This is a genomic window from Mycobacterium sp. NTMscope_MAC_12 (assembly GCF_976985675.1).
On sequence record NZ_CDRJYY010000001.1, the window covers coordinates 2584310 to 2611298 of the forward strand.

General features: G+C 68.1%; 25 protein-coding genes and 1 pseudogene. 19 read left to right on the plus strand and 7 right to left on the minus strand.

The window, feature by feature from the left end; all coding sequences use genetic code 11:
* Nucleotides 1–4: 4 nt before the first annotated feature.
* From bphC to AC0KS4_RS11925, 4 genes are all read left to right on the plus strand, one after another.
* Complete coding sequence (gene bphC, locus AC0KS4_RS11910; RefSeq protein WP_225328747.1) at nt 5–913, plus strand: biphenyl-2,3-diol 1,2-dioxygenase; 909 nt, start codon at nt 5–7, stop codon at nt 911–913.
* Entirely contained in the window at nt 877–2376 is a 1500-nt protein-coding gene (locus AC0KS4_RS11915) for an FAD-dependent oxidoreductase (RefSeq protein WP_238955928.1), read from the plus strand. The genes bphC and AC0KS4_RS11915 overlap by 37 nt, the downstream gene beginning before the upstream one ends.
* Before the next feature lie 157 nt (nt 2377–2533).
* Nucleotides 2534–3370: an IclR family transcriptional regulator gene (locus tag AC0KS4_RS11920; protein WP_238955929.1), complete on the plus strand. Its 837-nt coding sequence runs from the start codon at nt 2534–2536 to the stop codon at nt 3368–3370.
* A complete protein-coding gene (locus tag AC0KS4_RS11925) occupies nt 3367–4290 on the plus strand; it encodes an alpha/beta hydrolase (RefSeq protein WP_238955930.1) in 924 nt (307 codons plus the stop codon). The genes AC0KS4_RS11920 and AC0KS4_RS11925 overlap by 4 nt, the downstream gene beginning before the upstream one ends.
* On the opposite strand, the gene AC0KS4_RS11930 is transcribed toward AC0KS4_RS11925, so the two are convergent.
* Entirely contained in the window at nt 4276–5505 is a 1230-nt protein-coding gene (locus tag AC0KS4_RS11930; protein WP_238955931.1) for an NADH:flavin oxidoreductase, read from the minus strand. The genes AC0KS4_RS11925 and AC0KS4_RS11930 overlap by 15 nt on opposite strands.
* 100 nt (nt 5506–5605) lie before the next feature.
* On the opposite strand from AC0KS4_RS11930, the gene AC0KS4_RS11935 reads away from it, so the two are divergent.
* Together AC0KS4_RS11935 and AC0KS4_RS11940 are read left to right on the plus strand one after the other, a co-directional pair.
* Nucleotides 5606–5962, plus strand: coding sequence for a hypothetical protein (locus AC0KS4_RS11935; RefSeq protein ID WP_238955932.1), 357 nt, complete (start codon nt 5606–5608; stop codon nt 5960–5962).
* The gene (locus tag AC0KS4_RS11940; protein WP_238955933.1) at nt 5955–6581 is read left to right on the plus strand and encodes a Dabb family protein; all 627 of its coding nucleotides are present in this window, start codon (nt 5955–5957) and stop codon (nt 6579–6581) included. The genes AC0KS4_RS11935 and AC0KS4_RS11940 overlap by 8 nt, the downstream gene beginning before the upstream one ends.
* Here the strand turns inward: AC0KS4_RS11940 and AC0KS4_RS11945 are convergent.
* Both AC0KS4_RS11945 and AC0KS4_RS11950 read right to left on the minus strand, forming a co-directional pair.
* Nucleotides 6578–7468 carry an SDR family NAD(P)-dependent oxidoreductase gene (locus AC0KS4_RS11945; protein ID WP_238955934.1) on the minus strand — a complete coding sequence of 297 codons (891 nt, stop codon included), beginning with the start codon at nt 7466–7468 and terminating at the stop codon, nt 6578–6580. The two genes, AC0KS4_RS11940 and AC0KS4_RS11945, sit on opposite strands and share 4 nt — an antisense overlap.
* Nucleotides 7465–9402, minus strand: a complete 1938-nt coding sequence (locus AC0KS4_RS11950; RefSeq protein WP_238955935.1) for a flavin-containing monooxygenase — start codon at nt 9400–9402, stop codon at nt 7465–7467. The genes AC0KS4_RS11945 and AC0KS4_RS11950 overlap by 4 nt, the downstream gene beginning before the upstream one ends.
* Nucleotides 9403–9495: 93 nt before the next feature.
* Here AC0KS4_RS11950 and AC0KS4_RS11955 point away from each other — a divergent pair, with 93 nt between their 5' ends.
* The 12 genes and pseudogenes from AC0KS4_RS11955 (at nt 9496) to AC0KS4_RS12010 (ending at nt 21419) form a co-directional block, all read left to right on the plus strand.
* Nucleotides 9496–11094: an acyl-CoA synthetase gene (locus AC0KS4_RS11955; protein WP_238955936.1), complete on the plus strand. Its 1599-nt coding sequence runs from the start codon at nt 9496–9498 to the stop codon at nt 11092–11094.
* A 38-nt stretch (nt 11095–11132) separates the two neighbouring features.
* Complete coding sequence (locus tag AC0KS4_RS11960) at nt 11133–12239, plus strand: zinc-binding dehydrogenase (RefSeq protein ID WP_238955937.1); 1107 nt, start codon at nt 11133–11135, stop codon at nt 12237–12239.
* Nucleotides 12240–12252: 13 nt separating this feature from the next.
* Nucleotides 12253–13671 (plus strand): aldehyde dehydrogenase family protein, encoded by a 1419-nt coding sequence (locus AC0KS4_RS11965; protein WP_238955938.1) that lies wholly within the window; start codon nt 12253–12255, stop codon nt 13669–13671.
* Nucleotides 13668–14444 (plus strand): crotonase/enoyl-CoA hydratase family protein, encoded by a 777-nt coding sequence (locus tag AC0KS4_RS11970; RefSeq protein ID WP_238955939.1) that lies wholly within the window; start codon nt 13668–13670, stop codon nt 14442–14444. The genes AC0KS4_RS11965 and AC0KS4_RS11970 overlap by 4 nt, the downstream gene beginning before the upstream one ends.
* Complete coding sequence (locus tag AC0KS4_RS11975) at nt 14444–15583, plus strand: acyl-CoA dehydrogenase family protein (protein ID WP_238955940.1); 1140 nt, start codon at nt 14444–14446, stop codon at nt 15581–15583. The genes AC0KS4_RS11970 and AC0KS4_RS11975 overlap by 1 nt, the downstream gene beginning before the upstream one ends.
* Entirely contained in the window at nt 15580–16605 is a 1026-nt protein-coding gene (locus AC0KS4_RS11980; protein WP_238955941.1) for an acyl-CoA dehydrogenase family protein, read from the plus strand. The genes AC0KS4_RS11975 and AC0KS4_RS11980 overlap by 4 nt, the downstream gene beginning before the upstream one ends.
* A 70-nt stretch (nt 16606–16675) precedes the next feature.
* Nucleotides 16676–17164: a nuclear transport factor 2 family protein gene (locus AC0KS4_RS11985; RefSeq protein WP_238955942.1), complete on the plus strand. Its 489-nt coding sequence runs from the start codon at nt 16676–16678 to the stop codon at nt 17162–17164.
* A gap of 2 nt (nt 17165–17166) precedes the next feature.
* Complete coding sequence (locus AC0KS4_RS11990) at nt 17167–18039, plus strand: SDR family NAD(P)-dependent oxidoreductase (protein ID WP_238955943.1); 873 nt, start codon at nt 17167–17169, stop codon at nt 18037–18039.
* A 12-nt stretch (nt 18040–18051) separates the two neighbouring features.
* Nucleotides 18052–19036, plus strand: a pseudogene (locus tag AC0KS4_RS11995) (alpha/beta hydrolase).
* Between the two features lie 45 nt (nt 19037–19081).
* On the plus strand, nt 19082–20158 hold the full coding sequence (locus tag AC0KS4_RS12000) for a hypothetical protein (protein ID WP_238955945.1): 1077 nt from the start codon (nt 19082–19084) through the stop codon (nt 20156–20158).
* A gap of 17 nt (nt 20159–20175) precedes the next feature.
* Nucleotides 20176–20958 (plus strand): SDR family NAD(P)-dependent oxidoreductase, encoded by a 783-nt coding sequence (locus AC0KS4_RS12005; protein ID WP_238955946.1) that lies wholly within the window; start codon nt 20176–20178, stop codon nt 20956–20958.
* 17 nt (nt 20959–20975) lie between these two features.
* Nucleotides 20976–21419: a nuclear transport factor 2 family protein gene (locus tag AC0KS4_RS12010; protein ID WP_238955947.1), complete on the plus strand. Its 444-nt coding sequence runs from the start codon at nt 20976–20978 to the stop codon at nt 21417–21419.
* 18 nt (nt 21420–21437) lie between these two features.
* Here the strand turns inward: AC0KS4_RS12010 and AC0KS4_RS12015 are convergent, their stop codons facing one another.
* The 3 genes from AC0KS4_RS12015 to AC0KS4_RS12025 are packed head-to-tail and all read right to left on the minus strand — an operon-like array spanning nt 21438 to nt 23670.
* Nucleotides 21438–22250, minus strand: coding sequence for an SDR family NAD(P)-dependent oxidoreductase (locus AC0KS4_RS12015; RefSeq protein ID WP_238955948.1), 813 nt, complete (start codon nt 22248–22250; stop codon nt 21438–21440).
* Nucleotides 22250–22537: a ferredoxin gene (locus tag AC0KS4_RS12020; protein ID WP_225328725.1), complete on the minus strand. Its 288-nt coding sequence runs from the start codon at nt 22535–22537 to the stop codon at nt 22250–22252. The genes AC0KS4_RS12015 and AC0KS4_RS12020 overlap by 1 nt, the downstream gene beginning before the upstream one ends.
* The gene (locus AC0KS4_RS12025) at nt 22537–23670 is read right to left on the minus strand and encodes a Rieske 2Fe-2S domain-containing protein (RefSeq protein WP_225328724.1); all 1134 of its coding nucleotides are present in this window, start codon (nt 23668–23670) and stop codon (nt 22537–22539) included. The genes AC0KS4_RS12020 and AC0KS4_RS12025 overlap by 1 nt, the downstream gene beginning before the upstream one ends.
* Nucleotides 23671–23771: 101 nt before the next feature.
* On the opposite strand from AC0KS4_RS12025, the gene AC0KS4_RS12030 reads away from it, so the two are divergent.
* Nucleotides 23772–25514 (plus strand): 3-ketosteroid-delta-1-dehydrogenase, encoded by a 1743-nt coding sequence (locus AC0KS4_RS12030; RefSeq protein ID WP_238955949.1) that lies wholly within the window; start codon nt 23772–23774, stop codon nt 25512–25514.
* A 16-nt stretch (nt 25515–25530) separates the two neighbouring features.
* Here the strand turns inward: AC0KS4_RS12030 and AC0KS4_RS12035 are convergent, their stop codons facing one another.
* Nucleotides 25531–26919 carry an HNH endonuclease signature motif containing protein gene (locus AC0KS4_RS12035; protein ID WP_238955950.1) on the minus strand — a complete coding sequence of 463 codons (1389 nt, stop codon included), beginning with the start codon at nt 26917–26919 and terminating at the stop codon, nt 25531–25533.
* Nucleotides 26920–26989 lie beyond the last annotated feature (70 nt).

Genomic DNA, 26989 nt, shown 5'->3' on the forward strand with positions numbered 1-26989 from the left:
TTCGGTGACTGACCTGAAAAGCCTTGGCTACATCACGGTTTCGACCGCCGATATCGAGCGTTGGCGCCATTTCGCGTTCGGTGTGCTGGGATTTGCCGAAGGGAAAGGACCTGACGAGTCCGCGCTGTACTTGCGGATGGACGAGCGCGCGGCCCGGATCATCGTCGTGCCCGGCGACGTTGACCGGGTGATCACCGTCGGCTGGGAGGTGCGCGACCACCAGGCGCTGCAACGGGTCAAGGCCGCCCTGGACGGCGCCGGTGTCGGTTTCAAGGAATTGTCCGTCCAGGAGGCCGACGCCCGCCGCGTCGAAGAGGTGATCACCTTCGAGGACCCGGCCGGCACCACGCTGGAGGTCTTCCACAGCGCGGTGCTCGACCACAGCCCGGTGATCACGCCGTTCGGCGCGAAGTTCGTGACGGGCGACCAGGGCCTGGGCCACGTCGTCGTTCCCGCAACCGATTTCAACGGCGTCGTCGACTTCTACACCGAGGTGCTCGGTTTCCGGTCTCGTGGCGCGTTCCGGGTGCCGCTGCCCGCCGAGTTCGGCCCGATCCGGGTGCGGTTCCTCGGCATCAACGCGCGCCATCACAGCCTGGCGATCTGCCCCGCCGCCCAGCAGCGCGATCCCGGACTGGTGCACGTCATGGTGGAGGTGGACACCCTCGACGCGGTCGGCCAGGCGCTGGACCGGGTCAACGCCGATGGCTTCACCGTCGCGTCCACCCTGGGCCGGCACACCAACGACAAGATGGTGTCCTTCTACGTCCGCGCGCCCGGCGACTGGGACATCGAATTCGGCACCGACGGGATGCGGGTCGACGAAACGTACTACACCGCAGAGGAAATCACCGCCGACAGCTATTGGGGCCACGAGTGGATTCCGGATCCACCCGCGGCCATGCGCATGTGATCGCCGAAATTGATGTGACGCCGCTGGCGGCGTCGTCGATCACGTCGTGGGCCGCCGAGGCCGACGTCGTCATCGCCGGCTATGGGATCGCGGGCGCCGCCGCGGCGGTGGAAGCCGCCCGCTCCGGCGCCGACGTCCTGGTGCTCGAGCGCACCGGCTCCTGGGGCGGCGCGGCGTCCATGGCCGGCGGATTCATCTACCTCGGGGGCGGCACCCCGCTGCAAAAGGCTTGCGGCTTCGACGATTCCGTCGACAACATGGCGGCATTCCTCAATGTCGCGATGGGGCCCGGCGCGGACGAGACCAGGATCGCCGACTACTGCGCCGGCAGCGTCGCCCACTTCGACTGGCTGGTGGGCTGCGGCGTCCCGTTCAAGGCGGAGTTCTTCTCCGAGCCGGGCTGGGAGCCCATGGGCGATCAGGGGTTGATGTACAGCGGCGGCGAAAACTCCTATCCGTTCAACACGATCGCTGCCCCCGCCCCGCGTGGGCACGTCCCGCAGATGCAGAACAAGAAGCAGGGCGAAGCGAGCGCGGGCTACATGCTGATGAAGCCGCTCGTCGAAACGGCCACCGCCGCCGGCGCGCGGGCGCTCTACGACGTGCGGGTGCAGCGGTTGATCACCGAATCCGACGGCCGGGTGGTGGGCATCTGCGCCCGCCAGTACGGGCACGACATGGCGATCCGGGCGCGCCGCGGGGTCGTGCTCGCCACCGGCAGTTTCGCCTACAACGACGCGATGGTGGCGCGCTACGCGCCGCGCATCGCGGGACGGCCGGCCGCGTCGATCGAGCAACACGACGGGCAGGCGATCCGGATGGCGCAGGCGCTGGGCGCCGACCTGGCGCACATGGACGCCACCGAGGTCGCGATCTTCGCCGACCCCCAACAGCTGGTGCGCGGCGTCCTGGTCAACGGGCGCGGTCAGCGCTACGTCGCCGAGGACACCTACCCGGGCCGCATCGGCCAGCTCACGCTGTACCAGCAGGACAACGTCGCGTACCTGATCATCGACGGTGACGCGCAGGAGGAGGCGGAGGCGTCGTGGTCGCCGAAGCTGATGCTGCGCCCGGCGACCTGGGTGGCCGACACCGTCGCGGACCTGGAACGCGACATGGGCCTGCCGCCCGGTTCGCTGCAGGCCACCGTGACCGCCTACAACGAGGGCGCCGCGCGCGGCGAGGACCCGCTGCTGCACAAGAAGCAAGAGTGGATCAGGCCGATCGGCTCCCCGGTCGGCGCCATCGACCTGCGGGAAAGCACCGGCGGCTTCACGCTGGGCGGGCTCGCCACCACGCTGGATGCCGAGGTGCTGCACGTCAGCGGCGCGCCCATACCCGGGCTGTTCGCCGCCGGCCGGTGCACCGCCGGCCTGGCCGCGTGGGGCTATGCCAGCGGCGTCTCGCTCGGTGACGGCAGCTTCTACGGCCGCCGCGCCGGACGCTCGGCCGCCAACGCCTGATTCCCTTTTGCCCGCGGGCGTAACGCCACTGCGAAAAATCGCGCGGAGATTCACAGTGCCGTTACGCTCGCGGGTTTGTCGGCGCGGTGTGTGACAGCGACCACAGCGGTGTGGTAGAACTATATTCCTAATAGGAATATGCCAGCCAGGAGGACGTATGGCCGCGCCTGCCGAAACCCCCACCGCCGTCATCGACCGCATCTCGCTGGTCCTGGACGCCTTCGACGGCCCCGGACGGCTGACGCTGGCCCAGATCGTGCGCCGCACCGGCCTGCCACGCTCGTCGGCGCACCGGATGCTCGAGCGGCTGGTTCAATTGCGCTGGCTGCGTCGCAGCGGTCGTGACTACGAACTCGGCATGCGGCTGGTGGAGCTGGGTTCGCTTGCCGTGCACCAGGATCGGTTGGTGCGGGCCGCGGGCCCACTGCTGGGTGAATTGCACCGCGCCACCGGGCTTGTCGTGCACCTCGCGGTGCTGGACGGAGCCGACGTCGTCTACCTCGACAAGGTCGGCGACCGGATGCTCGGTGCGATCCCCACCCGGGTCGGCGGCCGTCAGCCCGCGCACTGTACCGCCGTCGGTAAGGCGATCCTGGCTTATCGCGACGAGGAGACCGACATCGATCTGGGGGCCCGCCTGACCAAGTACTCGATTTCCAGTGCCCCGCAACTGGCGGCGGAACTGGCCAAGGTCAGGGCGCACGGCGTCGCCTTCGAGCGCGAAGAAGCCCTGCTCGGGTTTGGCTGTGTCGCGGCCCCTATCGGGAGTCCCGGTGAGGCCGTGGCGGCCGTGTCGGTATGCGGTCCGCTGAATCGCATGGCGCTTGACCAGCGCCTCGCCGCCCCGGTGCGCATGACCGCGATGGGCGTGTGGCGCAACGTCGAAGGCGGCCCACAACGAGTCGCCCCGACCCTGCAGCCGCTGCGGCCGTTGCCTTCCCTGCGGCCGCAACACCCGGCGCCGGCGCGACGGCCGGCCCTGCAGTACGCGTGAGCCTCGATCCGCAGATCGCTGCGATCCTCCCGCAATTGGATGGCGGGTTCCCACCCGTGCAGGAGATGAGCGGCGCCGAGGCCCGAGCGCTCATCCGGTCAAGGCTCGTGCCGCCGGCGCGGCCCGAACCCGTCGCCGCGGTCGCCGATCGCTCGGTGGAGGGTCAGGGTGGCCCGATCCCCGTGCGCGTATACCGTCCCGAGGCGGCTGGACCGCTGCCGATCCTGGTCTACGCACACGGCGGCGGGTTCGTGTTCTGCGACCTGGACAGCCACGACGGGCTCTGCCGCAATATCGCCAACCTCGTTCCCGCCGTTGTGGTTTCGGTCGACTATCGGTTGGCTCCGGAGAATCCCTGGCCGGCGGCGGCCGAGGACGTGTACGCCGTGACGTGCTGGGCGTACGACAACGCCGGGTCGCTCGGGGCTGACCCCGAGCGTCTGGTCGTGGGCGGCGACAGCGCGGGCGGCAACCTGGCCGCGGTGACCGCGATCATGGCCCGCGACCGCGGCGGCCCGGCGCCGGCGGCCCAACTGCTGCTCTACCCGGTGATCGCGGCCGACTTCGACACCGAGTCCTACCGGCTGTTCGGCCGGGGCTTCTACAATCCCAAACCGGCGCTGCAGTGGTACTGGGATTGCTACGTGCCCTCGCGCGAGGACCGCGCGCACCCGTACGCCGCGCCGCTGAACGCCGACCTGCGCGGGGTGCCGCCCGCCGTGGTGGTGGTCGCCGGCCACGATCCCCTGCGCGACGAGGGATTGGCCTACGGCGCCGCGTTGACAGCGGCCGGCGTGCCGACCAGGCAATTGTGTTACGACGGCGGCATCCACGGGTTCATGACGATGCCGATGCTCGACATCGCGCACCGGGCGCGCAAAGAGGCCGCCGCAGCCCTGTCCGAGCTATTGCAGCGGTAGTTCGTTGGCGCGCAACGGTTCTGCCGCACCGTAGCGCTGTCCGGGATCGAGCACGCAATGGGTCCGCCCGAACACGGTGACCATGCATTTGTTGTTGTGGGTGCAGCGGCTTCGGGTGGCCGGATCGGCGATCATCCTGGAGACCAGGTCCGGTTCGCGCAGCAGCGCCCGCCCCATCGCCACGAAATCGAAGCCTTCGCGCATGCCGGTCTCGACGTGCTCGCGATTGGTGATGCCTCCCAGCAGGATCAGCTTGGTGTTGCGCATGAGGGGGACGAACTGGCGGGCATTCTCCAGCATGTAAAGGTCACGGTAGGGATAGTCGCCCATCGCCCACTTTCCGATGAAACGGATGCCGGTGCGCATGGGCTGCGGCATGACCTGGGCGAATTCCTTGACGGGGACGTCACCACGAAACAGATACATGGGCTTGAAAACCGAAGAGCCCTGGGTCAATTCGATGGCATCCAGCACGGCGTCGGCATCGAGCAGCGCCGCGGTGCGCAGCGCCTCGTCGACCCAGATGCTACCGGGCACACCGTCGTCCATATCGAGCTTGGCGGTCACCGCGATGCGGTCACCGATCTCGTCGCGAACGCGCCGGGCGATCTCACGGCAGAACCGCGACCGATTGTCGATGTCGCCGCCGTATTCATCCCTGCGCCGGTTGATCAACGGACTCAAAAACGAGCTCGGCAGGTATAGGTGACCGAAATGCAGTTCCACGGCATCGAAGCCCGCGTCGGCGGCCACCCGGGCGGCGGCACCGAATTGGTCGATCACCCGGGCGATCTCGGCGCGGGTGATCTCGCGGCAGTAACCCATGGACGCGGGGTTGACGAACCTGCTCGGCGCCATGGGCGTGACCCCGGTCAGCCTCTTCTGCGCCACGACACCCGCGTGCCCGAGTTGGGCCGAGATCGCCGCACCGTCCTGGTGCACCGCGTCGGTCAGCTTCCGCAGGCCCGGAAGGGCCGCCTCGCTCATCACGATTTGTCCGGGCGCGCTGGCGCCCTCGGGCGCCACGCAGCAGTACGCGACGGTCGTCATCCCGACGCCACCGGAGGCGAACGACCGATGGAATTCGATCAGATCGTCGGTCACCAAGCCCTGCGGCGATCGGCCTTCCGACGTCGCCGCCTTGATCACCCTGTTACGCAATGTCACCGGCCCCAGTACGGCGGGGGCGAAAGGGTCGGGCGGCGCTACACTCATGCGCCGACACTGAACCCCGCATCCGCAGTTGGTCAACGGTAGGTTCCCGGTGGCCGGGAGCCGACGGCGCCGCGTCCCCGGCGTGCCATACGGTCGGCTCATGGCCGACGGCGAAGTGTTCGTGATCGACCGGGTGGTGACCCGACCCGGGTGTGCCCGCCGATTCGTCGACGCCTATGTCGCCGAATACGCCCCCGGCGCGCGCGAACGGGGTATGACGCTGCGCGACGTTCTGGTGAGCCCGCCGATCTGGTTCGACGAGTCCGAGGAGCAGGTCAACACCGTCACCATCACCTGGACACTGCCTAGCGCGCAGGCGTGGTGGCAGATGACGTGGAAGGGGCGCCCGGATCCGGCGCTGGGCGAATGGTGGTCGCGGATAGGCGAATTGGTGACCGATCGGTCCCGGTCCTTCGCCGCGGCCGCCGACGACGTGGACGGACTGTGCGATGTATAACCTTACGCGGCTGATCGACGTCGCCGGGGCCGATCGCGACCGGATCCTCGACGAGTTGCGTACGGCCGCCGGTGCGGCGGCGCCACTGCGCCGGGTGGTGCAACCGACACTGCCCGGCTCGCGCAACGGGGGCGACATTCTGCTGCATCTGCGGTTCGCGACGAAAGACCAATGTGATCGCGCGGCAGATGATCTCGCCGCCGTGCTGGCTGATCCGTCGGTGGATCGGGTCAACGGCGCGGGCTACGCGGGCGCACCCGTTCGCTGCGGCGAGAAGCTGGGCAGCGTCTACCGAACGCTTTTGCTGCGCGTGCAGCCCGACACACCCGAGCACACCGTCGCCCGGTTCGAGCGCGAGCTGTCATCAATGCCGCGGCACTTACCGACGATCCGGGCCTGGCAGCTGAGCCGGGTATCCGCGGTGGTCGGAAACTGCTCGTGGACGCACGTTTTCGAGCAGGAGTTCGCCGATGTCGAGGCGCTGATGGGGCCCTACCTGATGCACCCTATCCACTGGGCGGTGGTGGACCGCTGGTTCGACCCGGAAACCACCGACGTGATCATCCGCGACCGGGTATGCCACAGCTTCTGCGCCATCCCCGACCCGGTACTCGTCTAGACCCCCGACGGGGCGATATTCGGGTTAGCGGTCGCCGGCGGCTGCAGCGGTGGCAACACCTCGGTGCCGTCCAGGCTGTGCACCGGTAGTCGTTGTGACCACGGGTAGTGCAGGCTGAACGCGACCAAGCCGGTGCGCTCCTGGGCGGGCAGATGGCACATCGCCAGCACCGTCTCGGCCAGATACTCCACCGGTTCGGTGGGGAACGAGTCCGGAATCAGTTGCGCGGCACCGGGAGTGCGTACCGCCGTCGAGGGCCCGACGCAATTCACGGCGATGTTGGCGTCCAGCAGCTCGGCGGCCACGCCCTGGGTGAACCGGTGCAGGGCGGCTTTCATGGACGCATAGATCACGTCGCCGGACGTCTTGTTGTATTCCCGGTACGGCCGGACGGGGGCCACGCCCGTCACCGAGCCGATGTTGACGATCCAGCCCGCGCCTTGGTTACGCATTTGCGGCACAGCGGATTTCGTCAGCACGAACGGAACGCGAAGGTAGTGCTCCACGGTGCGGTCGAACGTTTCCAGGCTCATGTCCTCGACCAGCGAGTAGTCGGCGAAACCGGCGTTGTTGACCAGGATGTCGATGCGTCCGGTGCGGTCGAGCACCGCCCCGACCAAACCGTCGCGCTGCCGCGCATCCTCCAGGTCGCTCGCAACGCCGAACGCCGAGCCCCCGGCGGCCTCGATCAGGTCGATCGTTTCGCCGATGGTCCCCGGCAACGCGGCGGTGGTTCCGGCCCGCGTCGACAGAGAAGACGTGTGCGATCGTGCGGTGACCGCCACGGTCGCGCCCTCGGCGGCCAGTCGCTGCGCGATGGCGCGCCCTATACCGCGGCTGCTACCGGTGACCAAAGCCGTTTTGCCGGAAAGTAACCCGTCGCTCATCGCAGCTCGAGATCCTCTTCGGCCGGGGCGCGATGGTCGTGCCAGAAGTCGACCAGGCGGTACGGGAAGGCGATCACGATCCGGCCCCCCGACCGATAGTAGGTGTGGGCCGACGGCGTGTGGCGCCATACTGTGCCGGCCATGGTCGCATCGATGCGGTCGACGTAGTCCTCGTAGGCGCGCTGCGTGACCTCCATCGTTGCGGCCTCGCGCAACGCCAGCAACTGCAGGCATTCCATCACGTAGTGCACCATCACTTCGACACCGAAGTTGTGCCCCGCGCCGTGACCCGGACTGTAGTTGGGTGCAGAGGAAATGAACAGGTTGGGGAATCCGGGCACCATCCCGCCGCGGTAGGCCCGGGGAGCATCGCCCCACTCGTCGGTCAGCTTCTTGCCGTCGCGGCCCCGAATATCCACGTTGGAAAGGAAATCCAGGTAGTAGCCGGTCGCGTAGATGATGATGTCGAGGTCGATCTGCCTGCCGTCGGCGGTCACGATTCCGGCCTCGTTGACCCGGGCCGGTTCGCTGGCCTCGACGTCGACGTGGTCGCGGGCCAGCGCGGCGTAGTAGCCGCCGGGGTCGCGGATGATCCGCTTGCCATAGGGAGCGAAGTCGGGGGTGACCTTGCGGGCGAGCTCGCTGCCCGCGCCGAACACGCGATCGATGTAATCGAGGCAGATCTGCAGCAGCACGTCGTTGGCCGGCGAGATCGACAGGTGCTCGGCCGCCCACTCCTCGTCATGCAGGATCACCGGATAGTTGTTGTCGGATGTGCCCCAATAGGACTTGAGCCGAACCCAATTGGCGTAGAACGGGAGCCGGGTGCCCAGCCACCTCTGGTAGGCGGGAACATCGTCGGATGGCCGCCGTCGCGGCGCGACCCAGTGCGGCTGGCGTTGGAACACCGTCATGTGCGCGACCTGGTCCACGCATGCGTCGACGATCTGGACCGCGGTGCACCCGGCTCCGATGATCGCGACCCTTTTGCCCGTGAGATCCAGCTTCGGATCCCACTGTGCGGAATGGATCGAAATTCCCGAGAACGTCTTGCGGCCAGGCAGTTCCGGCCACCGCGGCCGATTGAGATACCCGGCGGCCGGAATCACCACATTCGCGTAACTGACGTCGCGGGTTCCGTCCGGGCCGACCGCGTGGATCTGCCACTGCCGGCGCCCCTCGTCCCACCACAACGCTTCGACCTCGGTGCCGAAGCGGGTGTGCCGGCGCAGATCGTTCTTGTCCGCCACCGACACCAGGTAGGCCTGATACTCCGCACCCTGAGGGTAATAACTCGACCAGTCGCCGTTGATGTCACGCGACAGGGAGTAGTACGCCGAGGGCGTGTCAACACCGATGCCGGGATAGGTGGTGGTGTACCAGGTTCCGCCGACCTCGTCGTTTCGCTCGATGATCTGGTATTCGATACCCGCGTCCGCGCACGCGAGCGCGGCGGTGATGCCGGCAATGCCCGCGCCGATGATGACCACCCGGAAGTCCGCGGGAAGCTTTGCGGTGCGCGGCAGTACCGGTTGTGAGGGCTGGAACCCGCCCTGCTCGAGGAGCAGCTGCAGGTACTCGGGGCCGATCTCTCCCCCGAGCGCGATGGGGGCGATACGGGCGAACAGGTCGAGGTCGTCGGCGGGCACCGCGTCCGGCCGGCGCGGCTCCCCCAGTGCGGTGACGATCTCCTCGATGAGCCGTGCGGCGGTCTCGGGATCGGTGACGCCGGCCTGCTCCGGCGGGTTGGGCACGTGGCTGATCTTCGGTGCGAACCGCTCGGCCACGGTCGGGTCGCCGGTCAGCTGCGCCAGGACGGCGACCAGCACACCGGGGTCCGCCTGACGCAGGTTGGCGCGCAGTTCGCCGGCGCCGTCGTGATCCGGACCCGTCCACCCGGCGCTTTCGGTCGTGAAAGGGACACCAGTGCTCATGCCGATGAGTATCGGCGCGGTCCACCGCGCATGGCGGACCCCTGCCTACTCAGCGGGACACGGATGACCCGCCCGCGGGCGACGGCGCTTACCGTGACCGGCATGCAGTCCGATGACCTCGACGCCATGATCGAACGGGCACGTAGCCATGGACTCGGCGATATCCCCCGGCGATCGGCCCGCCGGCACCCGCACAAGATCGCGATCATCGACGACGGTGTCGTGCTGACGTTTGCCGAATTCGATGACCTGGTAGACCGGGCGGCAGCGGCCCTGCGCGACAGCGGGTTTGGGCCCGGCGGCCGATTAGGGCTCTTGTCACGCAACTGCTGGCAGTACGCCGTGCTGGCATTCGCGACGGCGCGTGCGGGAGTGGTCCTGGTCCCGATCAACTTCATGCTGACCGCAGAGGAGATCGCCTACATCCTCGATCACAGTCAGGTCGGCGGCCTCGTCGTCGAGGCGGATCTGACACCGACCGCCGAGGAGGCGATTCTGCGAGGTGGGGCGGTCAGGGCCAAGGTTGCCCTGGTGCCGAGGGGACACCAGGGCGTGCCCGGTTGGGCGGATTTCAGCCAGTGGCTGACCACCGACGCGCCGGTCCCTAGCCCGCACATCGACGACGACCAACCCCTGCGGCTGATGTACACCAGCGGAACCGAATCGCGCCCCAAGGCCGCCATCCACACCAGCCGCAGCCTGATGTGGCAGTACGTCAGCACGATTGCCGCGGGCGAGATGTCGCCCGACGACGTCGAGATCCACTCGCTGCCGCTGTATCACTGCGCGCAGCTGGACAACTTCCTGGCCACCGATATTTACCTGGGCGCGACCAGCATCATCCTGCCGCGGCCCGAGCCCGAAACCGTGCTGCGCACCATCGAGCGCTACCGCGTCACCAACTATTTCGCTCCGCCGACGGTCTGGATCTCGCTGCTGCGCTCACCGGTGTTCGATCAGGTGGACCTGTCCAGCCTGCGCAAGGGCTACTACGGCGCCTCGGCCATGCCGGTGGAGATCCTGCGCGAGATCCGCGAGCGGCTGCCCAACCTGCGGCTGTGGAACTTCTACGGCCAGACCGAGATGGCGCCGCTGGCCTCCGCGCTGGGACCCGACGAACAGGACGCGCACGGCGGAGCGGCCGGACGGCCGGTGCTCAACGTGGAAACGGCCATCCTCGACGACGCGGACAACCCCGTCGCGGCCGGCGTGGTCGGCGAGATCGCCCACCGCAGCCCGCATTTGACGCCGGGCTACCTGAATGACCCGGAACGCACGGCGGCGGCTTTCACGAGCGGCTGGTTCCACTCCGGTGACCTCGGCTACTTCGACGAACACGGGCTGCTGCACGTCGTCGACCGCAAGAAGGACATGATCAAGACCGGCGGCGAGAACGTGGCCAGCCGGGAGGTCGAGGAAGTCATCTACCGGCACAACGGTGTTGAGGAAGTCGCGGTGTTCGGCCTGCCCCACCCCGTGTGGGTGGAAGCCGTCGTGGCCGCCGTCGTCCCCCGCGACGGCGCCACCCTCTCCGAGGAAGACCTGTTCTCCCACTGCCGGGCTCATCTGGCCGGCTTCAAGACGCCCAAACGTGTCTTCTTCGTCGACGCGCTGCCGAAGAACCCCAGCGGGAAGTTGCTCAAACGCTTGCTGCGGGAACGTTTCAGTATTGAAGAGCACGCATTCAGTTGACCTCGAAACAGCATCTGCCCGAAAGGAATTCGTCGCCCGTGTACACAGGCCGCATCGCACGCTTCGACGGGCCCGGTAAGCCCTTCGAAATCGAAACCGTCAGCCTGCCCGAAGTCGGCCCCGGCGAGATCCTGATCAAGGTCACCCGGGCCAACATCTGCGGCTCGGATGTGCACGCCTGGCACGGCACCTTCGCCACCCGGGGCCTGGGCGGTCAGCTGCCGACCGTTCTGGGCCACGAGATGGTCGGCGCGGTCGAAGCGCTCGGCGACGGCGTCAGCACGGATTCCAGCGGCACACCTCTGCAACCGGGCGCCCGGGTGGTCTTCCCGTATTTTTTCTGCTGCCATCGGTGCCGGAATTGCCTGGCCGGCCGGCGTAACGCGTGTCTGAACTTGACGATGGCGATGCTCGGCCGTGCCGACGCGCCGCCGTATTTCGTCGGCGGATACGGCGACTACTACCTGCTGCCGGCCGGCGCGGTGGTGTACACCGTGCCCGACGGTGTTTCCGACGACATCGCCGCCGGCGCCAATTGCGCACTGTCGCAGGTGATGTACGGCCTCGAGCGGGTCGACCAGCAGCTTGGCGAGACCGTGGTCGTGCAAGGCGCCGGTGCGCTCGGCCTGTATGCGGTCGCGGTCGCCAAGGCGCGCGGGGCGGCACGTGTGATCGTCCTCGACGGGGTGCCCGAACGCCTGGAACTGGCGGGCGCCTTCGGCGCCGACCACGTCATCGACATCACCGAGGTGCCCGACGTCAAGGACCGCGCCAAGCTCGTCCGCAAGCTCACCGATGGGCAGGGGGCCGACGTGGCGGTGGAGGTGGCGGGCCACCCGGCGGCGATCGATGAGGGCCTCAAGCTGCTCGGGCAATTCGGCCGCTACGTCGAGATCGGCAACATCAACATCGGCAAGACCTTCGAGTTCGATCCTTCCCGATTCGTGTTCGCCAACAAGACGATGATCGGAGTGTCGCTGTACGACCCGGAGGTATTGTCGCGGGCGCTGGCCTTCCTGGAACAGAACCAAGCCAGGCTGCCACTGAGTCACCTTGCCGCGAAATGCTATTCGCTCGACGACATCAATGAGGCCTTCGCGGCCGCCGAAGGCAGGCGCGACGTCCGCGCCAGCATTGTCCCCTGACCGAAAGAAGACCATGCACGACTACGACCGCACCACGCTGTTCATCGACGGGCAATGGGTCGAGCCCGCCGGGCGCGATGCCATCGAGGTGATCGACCCCTCGACCGAGAAGCCGATCGGTTCGGTGCCCGCCGGCACGCAAGCCGACGTGGACGCGGCGGCGGCCGCCGCCCGGCGTGCGTTCGACCCGCTGATCGGCGTCGCCGAGCGCCGAGAGCGGGTCGCCGCGGTGATCGCCGCGATGGAGAAGAGGCTGCCCGACATTGCCGAGACCATCAGCCGCGAGATGGGCGCCCCGCTGCGCATCGCCCAAACCGTGCAGACGCAGGTACCGCTGGCGGTGGCCCGGGGTTTCGCCGGCGTGCTGGACTCCTTCGAATTCGAAGAGCGCGTGGGCAATTCGCTGGTCCTGCGGGAGCCCTACGGCGTGGTCGGGGCGATCACCCCGTGGAACTACCCGCTGTACCAGGTGGTCGCGAAGGTGCTGCCGGCGATCGCGGCCGGCTGCACGGTGGTGCTCAAGCCCAGCAACGAGGCGCCGCTGTCGGTGTTCGAATTCGTGGAGGCCGTCGCGGAGGCGGGCCTGCCCGCCGGCGTGGTGAATCTGGTGTCGGGGGCGGGCGCCGTGATCGGCGAGCGGCTCGCCGAACATCCCGACGTCGACTTCGTCTCGTTCACGGGCTCGACCGACGTCGGGGCGCGGGTCGGCGAACTGGCGGGGCGCACGGTGAAGAAGGTGGCGCTCGAGCTGGGTGGCAAGTCGGCCAACGTGATCCTCGAAGACGCCGACCTGGCCACCGCGGTCAAGGTGGGCGTCGGCAACGCCTTCCTCAACGGCGGCCAGACCTGCATGGCCTGGACCCGGATGCTGGTGCCGCGGTCCCGGTACGGCGAGGCACTGGACATGGCGCGGGCGGCGGCGTCGAAATACACCGTGGGAGACCCGTTCGACCCGGCCATCCGGATCGGCCCCTCGGCCTCGGCCAAGCAGTTCGGAACGGTGCTGGGCTACATCGAGCGCGCCGTGCGTGACGGTGCCCGACTGGTCACCGGCGGCGCCGAGAAGGTCCGCGACGTCGGCTACTACGTCGCGCCGACGGTCTTCGCCGACGTCGACCCCCACTCGGAGCTGGGCCAGCAGGAGGTGTTCGGGCCCGTCCTCGCGGTCATCCCGTTCGACGACGACGCCGACGCCCTGCGGATCGCCAACTGCACCCCCTACGGCCTGTCCGGCGCGGTGTGGGCCGGTGACATCGACCGCGCCATCGCCTTCGCGCGCGGTGTCCAGACCGGTCAGCTCGACATCAACGGCGGCACGTACAACCCGGTCGCCCCCTTCGGCGGCTACAAGAAGTCCGGCATCGGGCGCGAGCTCGGACGCGCGGGGTTCGAGGAGTACCTGCAGACCAAGTCCCTACAGTTGCCCGCATGACCGCGCCTCTCGATATCGCCACCGTCGGACCGACACAGGTCTGGACGATCAACCTGCCCGACATGGGCAACGCGATCACCGGCAAGGATTTCATCGCCGCGTTCGAGGAGGCCGTCGACGCCGCCAACGCCGACACCTCGATCTGCGCGGTGATCCTCACGGGCGCGGGCAAGATCTTCTCTGCCGGCGGCAACGTCAAGGAAATGGCCGACCGTGCCGGCATGTTCGGTCTCGACGCTCTGGACCAACGGCACGCCTACATCGCCGGAATCCAGCGGATCCCGCGGGCGCTGCAACTGCTCGAGGTGCCGCTGATCGCCGCGGTCAACGGCGCGGCCGTCGGCGCCGGCTGCGACCTGGCGATGATGTGCGACATCCGGATCGCATCGGAGCGCGCGTCGTTCGCGGAGAGTTTCGTGCAGCTCGGCCTGATTCCCGGCGACGGCGGCACCTGGTTCCTGCCACGTGCGGTGGGCTACGAACGCGCCGCCGAGATGACGTTCACCGGCGATCGCGTGGACGCGGCGACCGCCCTGGAATGGGGCATGGTCAGCCGCGTGGTGCCGCACGACGACCTGCTGCCGCAGACCCGGGCGCTGGCCGAGCGGATCGGCAAGAATCCGCCCCACGCGCTGCGAATGGCCAAGCGGCTACTTCGGGAGTCCCGCACGGGCTCGCTCGATGCCACGCTCGGCATGGCCGCGGCCATGCAACCGCTGGCGCACCGCTCCGCCGAACACGCGCGGCGCATCGAGAAGTGGAAGGCACGCTGATGGCACTCCCGCGCCTGGTGCCGCCCGCCGGCGTCGACACCGCGGCGACCGAGGACCTGCGTTTCGAGGTGCGCGATTTCCTGGCCGACCAATCGGCCGCGGGGGCGTTCACCCCGTCCGTCGACGCCTGGCTGACGGGGTGGGACGAAGAATTCACCGCCGCCCTCGCCGCGCGCGGTTGGCTGGGCATGACGGTGCCGGCCGAATACGGCGGGCACGGGCGCTCATTCCTGGAACGGTTCGTCGTCACCGAGGAACTCCTGGCCGCCGGCGCACCCGTGGCGGCACACTGGATCGCCGATCGCCAAATCGTGCCCTCGCTGCTCAAATACGGGACAGAGCACCAGAAGTCGGAGTTCCTGCCCCGGCTCGTGCGCGGCGAGTGCTTCTTCGCCATCGGGATGAGCGAGCCGGACTCCGGTTCCGATCTGGCCAGCGTGCACACCCGGGCGGTGCAGGTCGACGGTGGCTGGTCGCTGACCGGCACCAAAGTGTGGACGTCGGGTGCCCACCTCGCGCACGCGTTCATCGCGCTCGCGCGCACCGCAGCGGTGGACCCCGCGAACCGGCACGCCGGCCTGAGCCAGTTCATCGTCGACCTGCGCGGACCCGGCGTCGAGATCCGGCCGATCGTGTCGATGAACGGCGCCCACCACTTCAACGAGGTGATCCTGGATTCGGCGTTCGTCCCCGACGCCATGGTCTTCGGTGAAATCGGCAACGGCTGGCAACAGGTGACCTCCGAGCTCGCCTTCGAACGCAGCGGGCCCGAGCGGTTCCTGTCCACGTTCGTGCTGTTGGCGGCCTGCGCCGATCGCATGGCGTCGAACGCCATCCCCCGCGACCCCAATATGGGGCGCCTGGTGGCGCGCATCGCCGGCCTACATCAGATGTCCACCGCGGTGGCGGGTGCGCTGGAACGGCACGAAGCCGCGGACCTACCGGCCGCGGTCGTCAAGGTGCTGGGCACCACCACCGAAGGTGACATCGCCGAATTCGCCGACCTGCAGGAGGCCCCCGACTCGGCCTTCTCGGACCTGGTGTGTGCGGCCGTCGATCAGCGGCCCGGCTTCACGCTGCGCGGCGGCACCAACGAGGTGTTGCGCGGTGTGCTCGCGCGCGGGTTGGGCATGCGATGAGCACCGGGCCCTACGTTGACGGCGCCCTCGTCGAGATGATGGACGCGGTTTTCTCCGATTACCGCGACAAGCACCCACCCGCGGCGACGATCGCGCGCGATCCCGCCCTCTGGCGGCACCTCGACGAACTCGGCCTCGTGCGCTTGACCGGTGCGGAACAGCACGGCGGTAGCGGGGCAACCTGGTACGAAGCCGCCGAACTGGTGACCGCGGCCGCCAGCCACGGGGTTCGAATCCCGTTGGCCGAGCACGACTTATTGGCCTGCTGGCTGCTGGAGGCCAGCGGGATGCCCGCCGACGACACGGTTCGGACCGTGTGCGTGCTCGACAAACAGGCAACCGCAACGGCGGTGCCCTGGGCCACTTCCGCCGAGCGGATCGTGGTCGTGTGGCGAGCCGAGGGCGGACACCGAGTTGCCGACGTCGCCGCCGAGCAGCTCACGGTCACCCCGGGCAGCAACCTGATCGGCGAGCCACGCGACACGGTGACCGCCGATCCGGCGGACCTGCAAGGGATCCCGGTCGGACTTGCCCTCATCACCCAGCTTCGGCTGAAAGCCGCGCTGGTGCGATCCATCCAAATGAGCGCCGCCCTGGACCGGATCCTGCAGCTGTGTACCGACCACGCGGCCGCACGGGTCCAGTTCGGCCGCCCCCTGGCCAAGTTCCAGGCCGTACAGAACCTGATCTCCGATATCGCCGCCGAAACCGCGCTCGCCCGAGCGGCGACCGAGGCGGCACTGCACGCCGGGGTCATCAGTCAATGGTCGGCGCCCCACCTGGAATTCCTTGTGGCCGCGGCACGTTCGTGTGCCGGTCATGCGGCTTCGGTGGCGGTGCGCGACGCTCATCAGGTGCACGGCGCGATCGGCACCACCCGCGAGCACCGGTTGCACGAGTTCACCCGCGCGGCGCTCGCGTGGCGTTCGGAGTTCGGCTCGGTGCGGTATTGGGACGAACGGATCACCGACGCGGCGATGCACGCGAGCGCTGGAGCCCTTTGGGAGCTGATCACCGGCTGAATCCAGACCGTGTTCCACTGACCGGGCATCGGCAAACTCAGCGGGACAACACCGGAGTTGACTTGTGCCCATGAGCAACGACATCAGCCTGGCCGAGCTGCAGGAGTTCATCGCGTCCTTCTGGTACCACTACGACGAGGCCCACTACGAAGAACTGGCGACCAGTTACGCCGAGGATGTGCACTATCTGACCCGGAGCGATTCCGGCGCAAGCCCTTTCGAGGAACTGATGTCACCGGAGCTCAGCGGTCGCGACGCGGTGATGGAATGGCTGTCCGAGCACCGCAAGCAGAGCCCCTACCCGTTGCGGCACCACGCCACCAACGTGCACCGCACCGGAACCGACGGCCCTGACGACGGTGTCACCCGCGCGCGGTTCTACATCTTCGTCAACCAGATCGCCAACTTCGTGCCGTTCGCGGTGTCCAGCGGCGTGGTCAACGTCGGGGTCCGGCGCGGCGTCCGGGGACTGGAATTCACCGAGATGGACGTCGTCCTCGACGCCACCAACTCGGTTCTGCTGTCGGAAATGCACGCCGAAAGCGGCGCCGGCTCATAGCGATGGACGCCCAGACAGCCTTCGGCGGCGGTGTCGCGGTCATCACCGGCGCAGGATCCGGCATCGGCGCCGGACTGGCCCGGTACGCCTCCCGGTTGGGCATGGCGGTGGTGCTGGCCGACGTCGACGGGGACGCCGCCACAGCGCTGCGCGACGAGCTGTCCGCGGCCGGCGGCGTGGCGCACGACGTCGTCTGCGACGTGCGTGACCCCGACGCCGTGCAGAACCTCGCCGACCGTGCCTACCGCGACGCCGGGCCGGTGCGCCTGTTGGTGAACAATGCGGGCATCGAACAGTTCGGCTACCTGTGGGACACGCCGGTGGCCAACTGGCAACGCGTCATGGACATCAACGTCAGCGGTGTCTTCCACGGCGTGCGCGCGTTTCTGCCGAAGATGATGGCCAGCGACGAGCAGGCATGGGTGTGGAACATCGCATCGGTGGGCGCGGTGGTGGCGATGCCGCTGCAGGCGCCCTACATCGTGAGCAAGCACGCGGTGCTGTCGCTGACCGAGTGTTTGCACCTGGAGGTGCAGGCCACCGGGCACGCCCATCACATCCACGTCCAGGCCGTGCTGCCCGGGCCGGTGCGCTCCAACATCTTCGAGTCCGCGGGCGGCGTCGACCCCGGCGCGGCCACCGATGTGGCCGCGGCCGAAACCCACCGCTCGACCATGCTCGGCATCAAGACCGCGTCCATGGATCCGCTGGAGGCCGCCGAGACGATCTTCGGGCAGTCCGCCGAGGGGCGCTTCTACCTGCACACCCACCCGGACAGCGTCGGCGCCGCGATGACAGAGCGAGCCAATGTGCTTGCCGCGCAACAGCCCCCACGACTGCGGACCGAGACCCGGTTCGAATCCGCACCGCACTGACGTGGCGGCGACATGACTTCTCCCGCACTGGATCCCGACGCGGCCGCCCGGATCGCCTCGTTCGGCGAGATCGCCCCGATGCGGCAGCGGGGTTTGGCCGCGGTGCGCGCCGGGCTGGAGGCCGCGCCGCCGCCCGAGGCGATGCCCGAGATGGCGGCCGTGACCGAGACGCTCGCACCCACCGCCGCCGGCGTTGTCCCCGTCAGGATTTATTGTCCGACAACGGATTCCGGTGCACCGGTGTTGATCTACCTACACGGCGGTGGGCTGGTGATGGGCTCCAACCGCTCGTTCGAACCCTTGGCACGCGAGCTGGGCTCGGCGGCGGCGGCCGTCGTCGTCGCCGTGGACTACCGGTTGGCCCCGGAGGCACCGCCGCCCGCGCAGTTCGACGACGCCTACGCCGCAACGGAATGGGTGTCGCACAACGCCGACCAACTGGGCGTCGACGCCGAGCGGCTCGCGGTCGTCGGCGACAGCGCGGGCGGTTCGCTGGCGGCGGCGGTGGCGCTGGCCGCGCGCGATCGCGACGGACCGGCCATCTGCGCACAGGTGCTGCTGTATCCCGGCCTGGACCGCGACATGTCCGTCGCCTCGATTGCGGCGATGCCCGACGCGCCGCTGCTCACCCGCGACGACATCGACTACATGCACGCGGTGGTCGACGGCGACGCCGGACCGCCCACCGACCCGTATCTCGTACCGGCATATGCGACCGATCTGTCGGGTCTGCCGCCGGCGATCGTGGTCACCGGGGGCTGCGATCCGATTCGGGACTGGGGTGAGCGCTACGCGGCCCGGCTGCGCGACGCCGGCGTGCAGACCACCGTCACCCGCTATCCCGGCATGTACCACGGATTTTTGATGCGTTCCGACGCCACCGCGCGGGGCCGGCTGGCCCTCGCGGAGGTCGGGGCCCTGCTTCGGGCGAAGTTCGCCCATCCGCTCCATTTTTGACGTCCCGATCACCGGACAGCCGTCCACCGAATCGCGGTGACACTGCGCACAATCAACCGATCTCGAACTGCAAAGGAGACCGCTGATGCTCACCGACGAGCGCCGGATGGAGCTTTCCGACGTGCTGCGGCCGGCCGCCCCACCCCGCGAAATAGACAACGTCTACACCGACGACCAGCGTGAGCGCCTGCTCGACGTGGTGCGCACCGAAGGCCCGTGGAAGCTGATCATCGCTCAACACTTCGCGTCGGCCGACGAATTGATGGCGACGATGAGCGGCATGTTCCCCGAGGGCTTCTCCCCCTCGCTGGACTTGTTCCTGACCCCGACCTTCCGCGGCTACCTCGCCAACTACGGCGCGGTGCTCTACCCGCAACTACATGACTGCTTCTACAACGAGCGCTTCCTGGACATGGCCAAGAACTACTGGAACGCCGAATACGCCAAGCCCCAGTTGATGCTGTTCAACATCAACGGGCCCTGCGCCAATCGCGACCCTGGCCACCTGGATTCGCCGAGCTTCCGCGGCGTCCGCCACGAGAACGCCCCGACATGGTTGACCAGCGTCATGGGCAAATCCGGCCTGTTCCGCGACCATCTGATCAAGATGGCGCAGGTCATCACCTGGTTCTCACTCGACGCCGGCAGCGGATTCACCTACTGGCCGCAGGGGCCGCTCAAGGCGCCCCAGCGCATCCTGCCGCCGATCAACAACCGCGGCGTGGTGGTGCAAAACGAGATGATGGTGCACCGCGGCGAGGCGAATGGCCCACTGGACCAACAAATTCCGGCGGGCCTGGCCTTCGACACCGTGTTCGCGGGAGACCCCGCCAGCCGCGACCACTGGCTGCTGAAGAACGGCGAGGACGTGATCGCCCGCCACCACACCGACGAACTCCGGTTCCTGGTGCACTGGTCGGCCGAAGTGTTCTCCGACTACGACGAGCTGAAAAAGAACATGGAAGGCTCGGATGACCTGACCGTCGAGAAGGCCATCGACATCATGGTCGATGACCTCAAGGCCAAGGGCATCAAGCTCGACATCCCGAGTGAACCGCTGCACGACCCGGCGTTCATCGCCGCGCTCAACGCCGCCTACGACCTCGGCGGGCCGACCGCGTACCCGGAGGAAGCCCCGATCAGCGCCTTCCAACTGGCATGAACGAAAGGTCTGCACTGATGGATCGTTTCGCCGATCGGCGGGCCATCGTCACCGGAGCCGGCTCCGGCATCGGGCAGGCCACCGTGGCCCGGCTGCTCGACGAGGGGGCGACGGTCGTGGCCTACGACGTCGCCGCGGAGGGGTTGGCGCGCACGGCGGCCGCCGCCGACGACGCCGGCACCGCCAAGCGCTTGACCACCGCGGTGCTCGATATCTCCGCCGAGGACGACGTGATCGCCTCCGTCGATGCCGCGGTGGCCGACCTGGGCGGCCTCGAGGTACTGGTCAATGTTGCGGCCGTGCAGACCTGTTCGCACACTCACCAGACCACGCTGGCCGACTGGAACAGGACGCTGGCGGTCAACCTGACCGGCACCTTCCTGATGACGCGCCAGGCGCTGCCGGCGCTGCTCGAATCCGGCCGCGGTGTCGTCGTCAACTTCACCTCCACCGCCGCGTCGTTCGCCCACCCCTACATGGCCGCGTACGCCGCCAGCAAGGGCGGCATCCTGAGTTTCACCCATTCGCTGGCGCTGGAGTACTCCAAGCAGGGGTTGCGCGCGGTGAACATCCAACCCGGCGGGATCTCAACGGCTTTGGCCAACAGCACGCTGGAGAAAATGCCCGACGGGTATGACCTCGGCCTGTGGGCCAAGCAGACTCCGCTGCTGCACGGCAAGGACAGCGAAATACTCGGCGACGCCAGTGCGGTCGCCGCGGTGATCGCCATGGTGGCCTCCGACGACGGCGCATTCATCACCGGCACCGAGATCCGCGTCGACGGCGGGGCGCACACCTAGGCCAAGGGAACAGCCACATGGATGACGAACGATTGCAGGCTCTCTGCGACGAACGCGACGTCGAACGCGCGCTGAATCTTTTCGCGAGGGCCATGGACAATCGCGATTGGGACACGATGGCCGAGATCCTTGCCGAGGATGCGCACGGGGATTTCGGGACAGGGCGCCTGGAGGGAAGCGCGGCGATCATCGAAACGATTGGCGGGTTTCTCGACAAGTGCGGCCCCACCCAACACCTCCTGGGCAATGTCGTCGTCGACGTCACGGGCGACACCGCAGTGAGCCGCGCCTATGTCCGTGACGTGCACCTGAATTCGGCGGCTGACCCATCGACGCGGTTCTACACGGTCGGCGACTATCACGACACATGGCGGCGCCGCCATGACGGATCGTGGTGCCTGACGGAGCGGGTGAAGGCCAACCGCGCTTACGTCGGAGCGCTCGATGTTTTCGGTGGCTGACGGTTCATCCGATTCCGGCTAGCGCACCACGACGCTGCTCGGCGTCCGGGGCGAGCCGAGCATTTCCCGGTGCGACGGCGGGCGGCGGCCGCCCTCGTCGGTGATCCCGTAACGCTCCGCAAGTTCCGCCCCGATCAGCGCCTGCCCGCTCAGCTCCTCCAGGGCCGGATCGCAGAACAACGCATGAATCAAATGCCCAGTGAATTTGGGTGTTTCGGCGTGCTCGGCGGTCGCGGCCAGCGCCGCCGGATCCGCACTGAAAGCGGCGCGCAGCTTTTCGGTCAGCAGGATGCCCATCCAGATCGACACCGTCGCGACCCCGGTGCCCCGGAAGTCCACGGCCATGTCCGCGACCATCTTGTCGACCCCGGCCTTCTGCGCGCCGTACGCGGGACCGTGCATGTAGCACACCGACCCCGGCGAGGACGTGAACGCGATCAGGCCGCGGCCGGCGGCGATCAGTAGCGGTGCGGCGCACCATGAAGCGACGTAGGACGATCGCAATCCCACATCGAGCACGTCGGCCAGCTCGAGTGGCTTCTCCCAGAAGGGCTTTGGGCTGACCAGCTCGTCGGAGATGGTCGTGGCGTTGTTGACCAGAAGATCGAGGCGCCCGCACTCATCGTGCACGCGGTCGAACAGGCCCTTGACGGCGTCGTCGTCCCCATGATCGACACGAACGGGCACGATGCCGGGCGGAGCGTCGCTGATGGTGCGGCTTGTCGCATACACCCGCCAGTCGCGGGCGGCAAGCGCAGCCGCGATACCGCGTCCGGCGCCGCGGCTGGCTCCTGTCACGACGGCGACCCGTGCTGCACCACTCACGGTCATCACATTACGGGGTCGACGACCGCCAATTCTCCTGTGGCCACGGCGGCCTGGATCGAGTCCCGCAGTGCGGCACACACCAGGAACGGCCCGTGATGATGACCGGCGAGGCGCTCGGCTTCACGCCGCTCGATGCAGCTCGCCGAGGCGCGCTCGTTCCACTGCACACTCGTCTGGTTCCAGCTGCTTTTGCGGGCCAGCACCCGCGCACCGCACTCGCGGCACGTGATCGGGGCCATGGCCATGTCGACGAGTCGGTTGTCGGTCCTGACGGACCCGTCGAGTGCCATCACACGGAACCCGCCGCCTGGGCCGCGAGGTTCGCTTCGACCTCTTTCATCCATGCTTCGTACGGTCGGGTCGTGTCGAGTTCGAACTCGAAGCGATCAACCATGTCCGGTTGCACGTCGGCGGCGTCGACGTAGAACTGCTGATACCAGCGACGCAGCTGATAGACCGGCCCGTCCTCCTCGACCAGCAGCGGGTTGTCGATGCGCGCCTTGTGCCGCCAGATCTGCACGTCCTGCTCGAAACCGAGCTTGACGTAGTCGCCGAGGGTGATCGCGGTCTCCATCGCCTGGTCGTCCGGCATCACCTCCGACTTCTTCACGATGATGCCGTATTGCAGCACAAAGGAATTCGCGTCGATCGGATAGTGGCAATTGATGAGGATCGTGTTGGCGTCCCCGTGCTCGTAGTGATACGTCAGGTCGTCGATCATGAACGAGGGACCGTAGTAGGACGCCACCGATGTCGTCCCCAGCATCTGCGATCCGGTGCCACCCATGTCCGGCCGGCTCCCACCGTTCATGTATTGCGTGGCCACGTGCCCCTCGAAGATGTTCTTGAAGTACGTGGGCAACGAGCCGTGGATATAGAAGAAGTGCGCCATATCCACGACGTTGTCGATGATTTCGCGGCAGTTGCTTCCCACGACGGTGGTGTACCAATGCCAGTCGGTCCACTGGTCGCTGGTGGCGCCCTCGATGCGCGGGATCGTCACGTCCGACGGCGGGGGTTTGCGCTCGGGGTCGTTCCAGACGAACAGCAAGCCGTCCTGCTGCAGCGTCGTCCAGGCTTGTGTGCGGGCCAGTTTGGGGGTGCGACGGCTGTAGGGCACCTGCTTGCAGCGGCCGTCGCCGCCCCAGCGCCAATCGTGGAACGGGCAGGCGATCTCGTCGCCCTTCACCTCGCCCTGCGACAGGTCGCCGCCCATGTGCCGGCAATAGCTGTCGAGCACGTTGATGCTGCCGTCACCGCTGCGGAACACGACGAGCTTCTGTCCGAAGGCGTTGATCGCGTGTGGCTTGCCGTCGGCGAAGTCCCTTATCAGTCCCAGGCAGTGCCAGCCGCGGGCGAACCGCGTCGGCGCCGCCTGCGCTTCTATCAGCCGAACTTCGTCGGCCTCAGTCTGCGACGTCATGGGCGCGATTCAACTCCCCCGGGCCGGCACGTGGGCCGCGTTGTTCCACTCATCAGGACGGCTCTTCCGTTAGCGCGCCGGCGCGGCCTACCGTTTCGGACGTGACGACGCGCAGCACGACGATCCCTGCCGGGCTTCCCGTGGCCGACACCGCCGTTGATCTGCTCGTCGTCGGCTCCGGCACCGGCATGGCGGCGGCGTTGGCCGCCCACGAATCCGGGCTGTCGGCGTTGATCGTGGAGAAATCGTCGTATGTGGGCGGCTCGACCGCCCGGTCCGGCGGAGCGCTGTGGCTGCCGGCCAGCCCGGTGCTGGCCGAGGCCGGCGCCGGCGACACCGCCGAAAGCGCCGGCGCCTACCTGGATTCGGTGGTCGCCGGGTCGGCGCCCGCGCAGCGGTCGGCCGGGTTCCTGGCGCACGTGTCGGCGACGGTGGACATGTTGCGCCGCACGACGCCGCTGCGGCTGTTCTGGGCCCGCGACTATTCCGATTACCACCCCGAGGCGCCCGGCGGCAGCGCGGCCGGGCGCACCTGCGAATGCCGCCCATTCGACACCGCGCTGCTCGGCGAATACCGCACCCGGCTGGAGCCCGGCCTGATGGAGGTCAGTATTCCGATGCCGACGACGGGCGCGGACTACCGCTGGATGAACCTCGTCGCCCGGATGCCGCGCAAGGGTATTCCCACGTACGGCAAGCGATTGGCGCAGGGCGTGGCGGGCCGCATGCTGGGCCGGCGCTACGCGGCGGGCGGTCAGGGCCTGGCGGCCGGGCTGTTCACCGGGGTGCTGCGCGCCGGGATCCCCGTGTGGACCGATACCGCGCTCGCGCGCCTCGCCCACGACGGTGAACGCGTGACGGGCGCCGTCGTCGAACACGGCGGCCGCGAGGTGACGATCACCGCCCGGCGCGGCGTGGTGCTGGCCACCGGCGGTTTCGACCACAGCATGGACATGCGGTGGAAGTTTCAATCGGAGTCGTTGGGCGCCGATCTCAGCCTCGGCGCCGCGGCCAACACCGGCGACGGCATCCGCGCGGGCCAGGAACTCGGCGCCGGCATCGACCTGATGGATCAGGCGTGGTGGTTCCCCGCCATCGCGCCATTGCCCGGCAAGGCGCCGGCGGTGATGCTGGCCGAGCGCTCGCTTCCGGGCTGCCTGATCGTCGACCAGAACGGGCGCCGGTTCGCCAACGAAGCCACCGATTACATGACGTTTGGGCAGCGGGTGCTCGAGCTGGAGCGATCCGGCAGCCCGGTCGAGGCGATGTGGATCATCTTCGATCAGCAGTACCGCAACAGTTATGTCTTTGGCGCCGAACTGTTCCCGCGCATGCGCGTCCCGCAGGCCTGGTATGTCGCAGGCATCGCGGCCCAGGCCGATAATCTCACCGATCTGGGCGCGCGGATCGGGGTGCCGGTGTCGGCGTTCTTTGAGACGATGACGCGGTTCAACCACCATGCCGCCGTCGGTGAGGATCCCGACTTCGGCCGCGGCCGCAGCGCGTACGACCGCTATTACGGCGACCCGACGGTCACGCCGAACCCAAACCTGCGTCCGTTGGGCAAAGGCCCCTTCTACGCCGTGAAGGTGGTGCTGTCCGATCTGGGCACCTGCGGCGGCCTCAGGACCGACGAGCGGGCGCGGGTGCTGCGTGAGGACGGCGGGGTGATCCCCGGGTTGTACGCGATCGGCAACACCGCCGCGAACGCGTTCGGCACGACGTATCCGGGTGCGGGCGCGACGATCGCGCAGGGTCTGGTGTACGGCTACATCGCGGCGCAAGACGCGGCGATCGCGAGCGCGGCGCAGCCGGGCGAAGCGGGTCGCCGCCATCGGACCTAGCGGCGATCGCGAAGTGTTATGCCGCGCCGGGGTTGTCGGCTTCTTCGTCGTCGTCGTGTTCGTGGTGGAGGAGTTTTTCGGGGTGGTGGTAGGTGTTGGTGCGGGGTTGGCCGCGCTCGAGGTGGGGCGGGGGTTTCCATTCGGTCTCGCCCCGGGCGTTTGTGCGGGTGCTCCAGCCGCCGGGGTTGAGCATGCGGTGATGCGGGCCGCAGGCGAAGGTGAGATCGTTGATGTCGGTGCTGTGACACTTGCTGTAGTCCGTGGTGTGGTGGACTTCGCAGTAGTAGCCCTTAACCCCGCAGCCTGGGGCGGTACAGCCGCGGTCCTTGGCGTACAACACAATCCGCTGCCCCGGGGAAGCGATCCGCTTGGTGTGATACAACGCCAGGGCCTTGCCTTTATCGAAGATCGCCAGGTAGTGGTGGGCGTGGCGGCCCAGGCGGATCACCTCACTCATCGGCAGGATGGTGCCCCCACCGGTGAGGGCGCGCCCGGCGGCGGCCTCCAACTCGGCCAGGGTGGTGGTGACGATGATGGAGGCCGGCAACCCGTTGTGCTGACCCAACTCCCCGGAGGCCAACAGCGCCCGCAGCGCGGCCAGCAGGGCGTCATGGCCGCGCTGAGCAGCCGAGCGGGAGTCGCCGTCGATGGCGGCCTGGCTGGGCGTCCCCTCCACACACGGCATCTCATCAAGCGGGTTGCACATGCCCGGCGCGCCGAGTTTGGCCTCCACGGCTTCGACGGTGGCCCGTAGTTCGGGAGTGATCAGGCCCCGCAACTCCGACATGCCGTCGGGTCGTTGGCGGCCCAGGGTCACCCCGCGGCGACGGGCCCGGTCCTCATCGGTGAAAAGACCGTCGGGATTGAGGCAATCTTCCAGGACGTGGGCCAGGCCGTCGAGTTCGTCGGGCCGGTGATAGGCGGCGTGGCCGGCCAGATCGGCCTCGACCCGCTCGCGGGTGGCCGGGTCGATCCAGCCGGGCAGCCGGCGAAAGAACCTGCGGATCACCGCGACGTGTCCGGCGCCCAGCTCGCCGCGGCGCTGGGCGGCGGCGGTGGCGGCCAACACCGGGGGCAAGGGTTCACCGGTCAGACCATGACGTGGGCCCAGATCGGCGGCCTCTTTGACCCGCCGGCCGGCCTCGGTGTGGCTGATCCGCAACCGGTCAGCGATGGCCTGATCGAGTTTGGCGCCGAGTTCTTGGATGCTGGCTTGGCGGGCCAGGTGATTGATCAACTGATGCTCGGGCACGGGCAGGCGGCGGCGCACGCTTTCGCAGCGCTCCAACAGCGCCACACACTCCCGAGGGGCCAGCGCGTCAAAACTCAGCCCTGCCACGCCCTCGAGGGCGGCGTCGAGCGCGTCGAAGGCTTCGACGATCTCCTCACGCGTACTCGAACCCATGCCGCAGACATTACGAAGACCCACCGACAGAAAACCCCGCATTGTGACCACAGAAAACACAGTGACACAA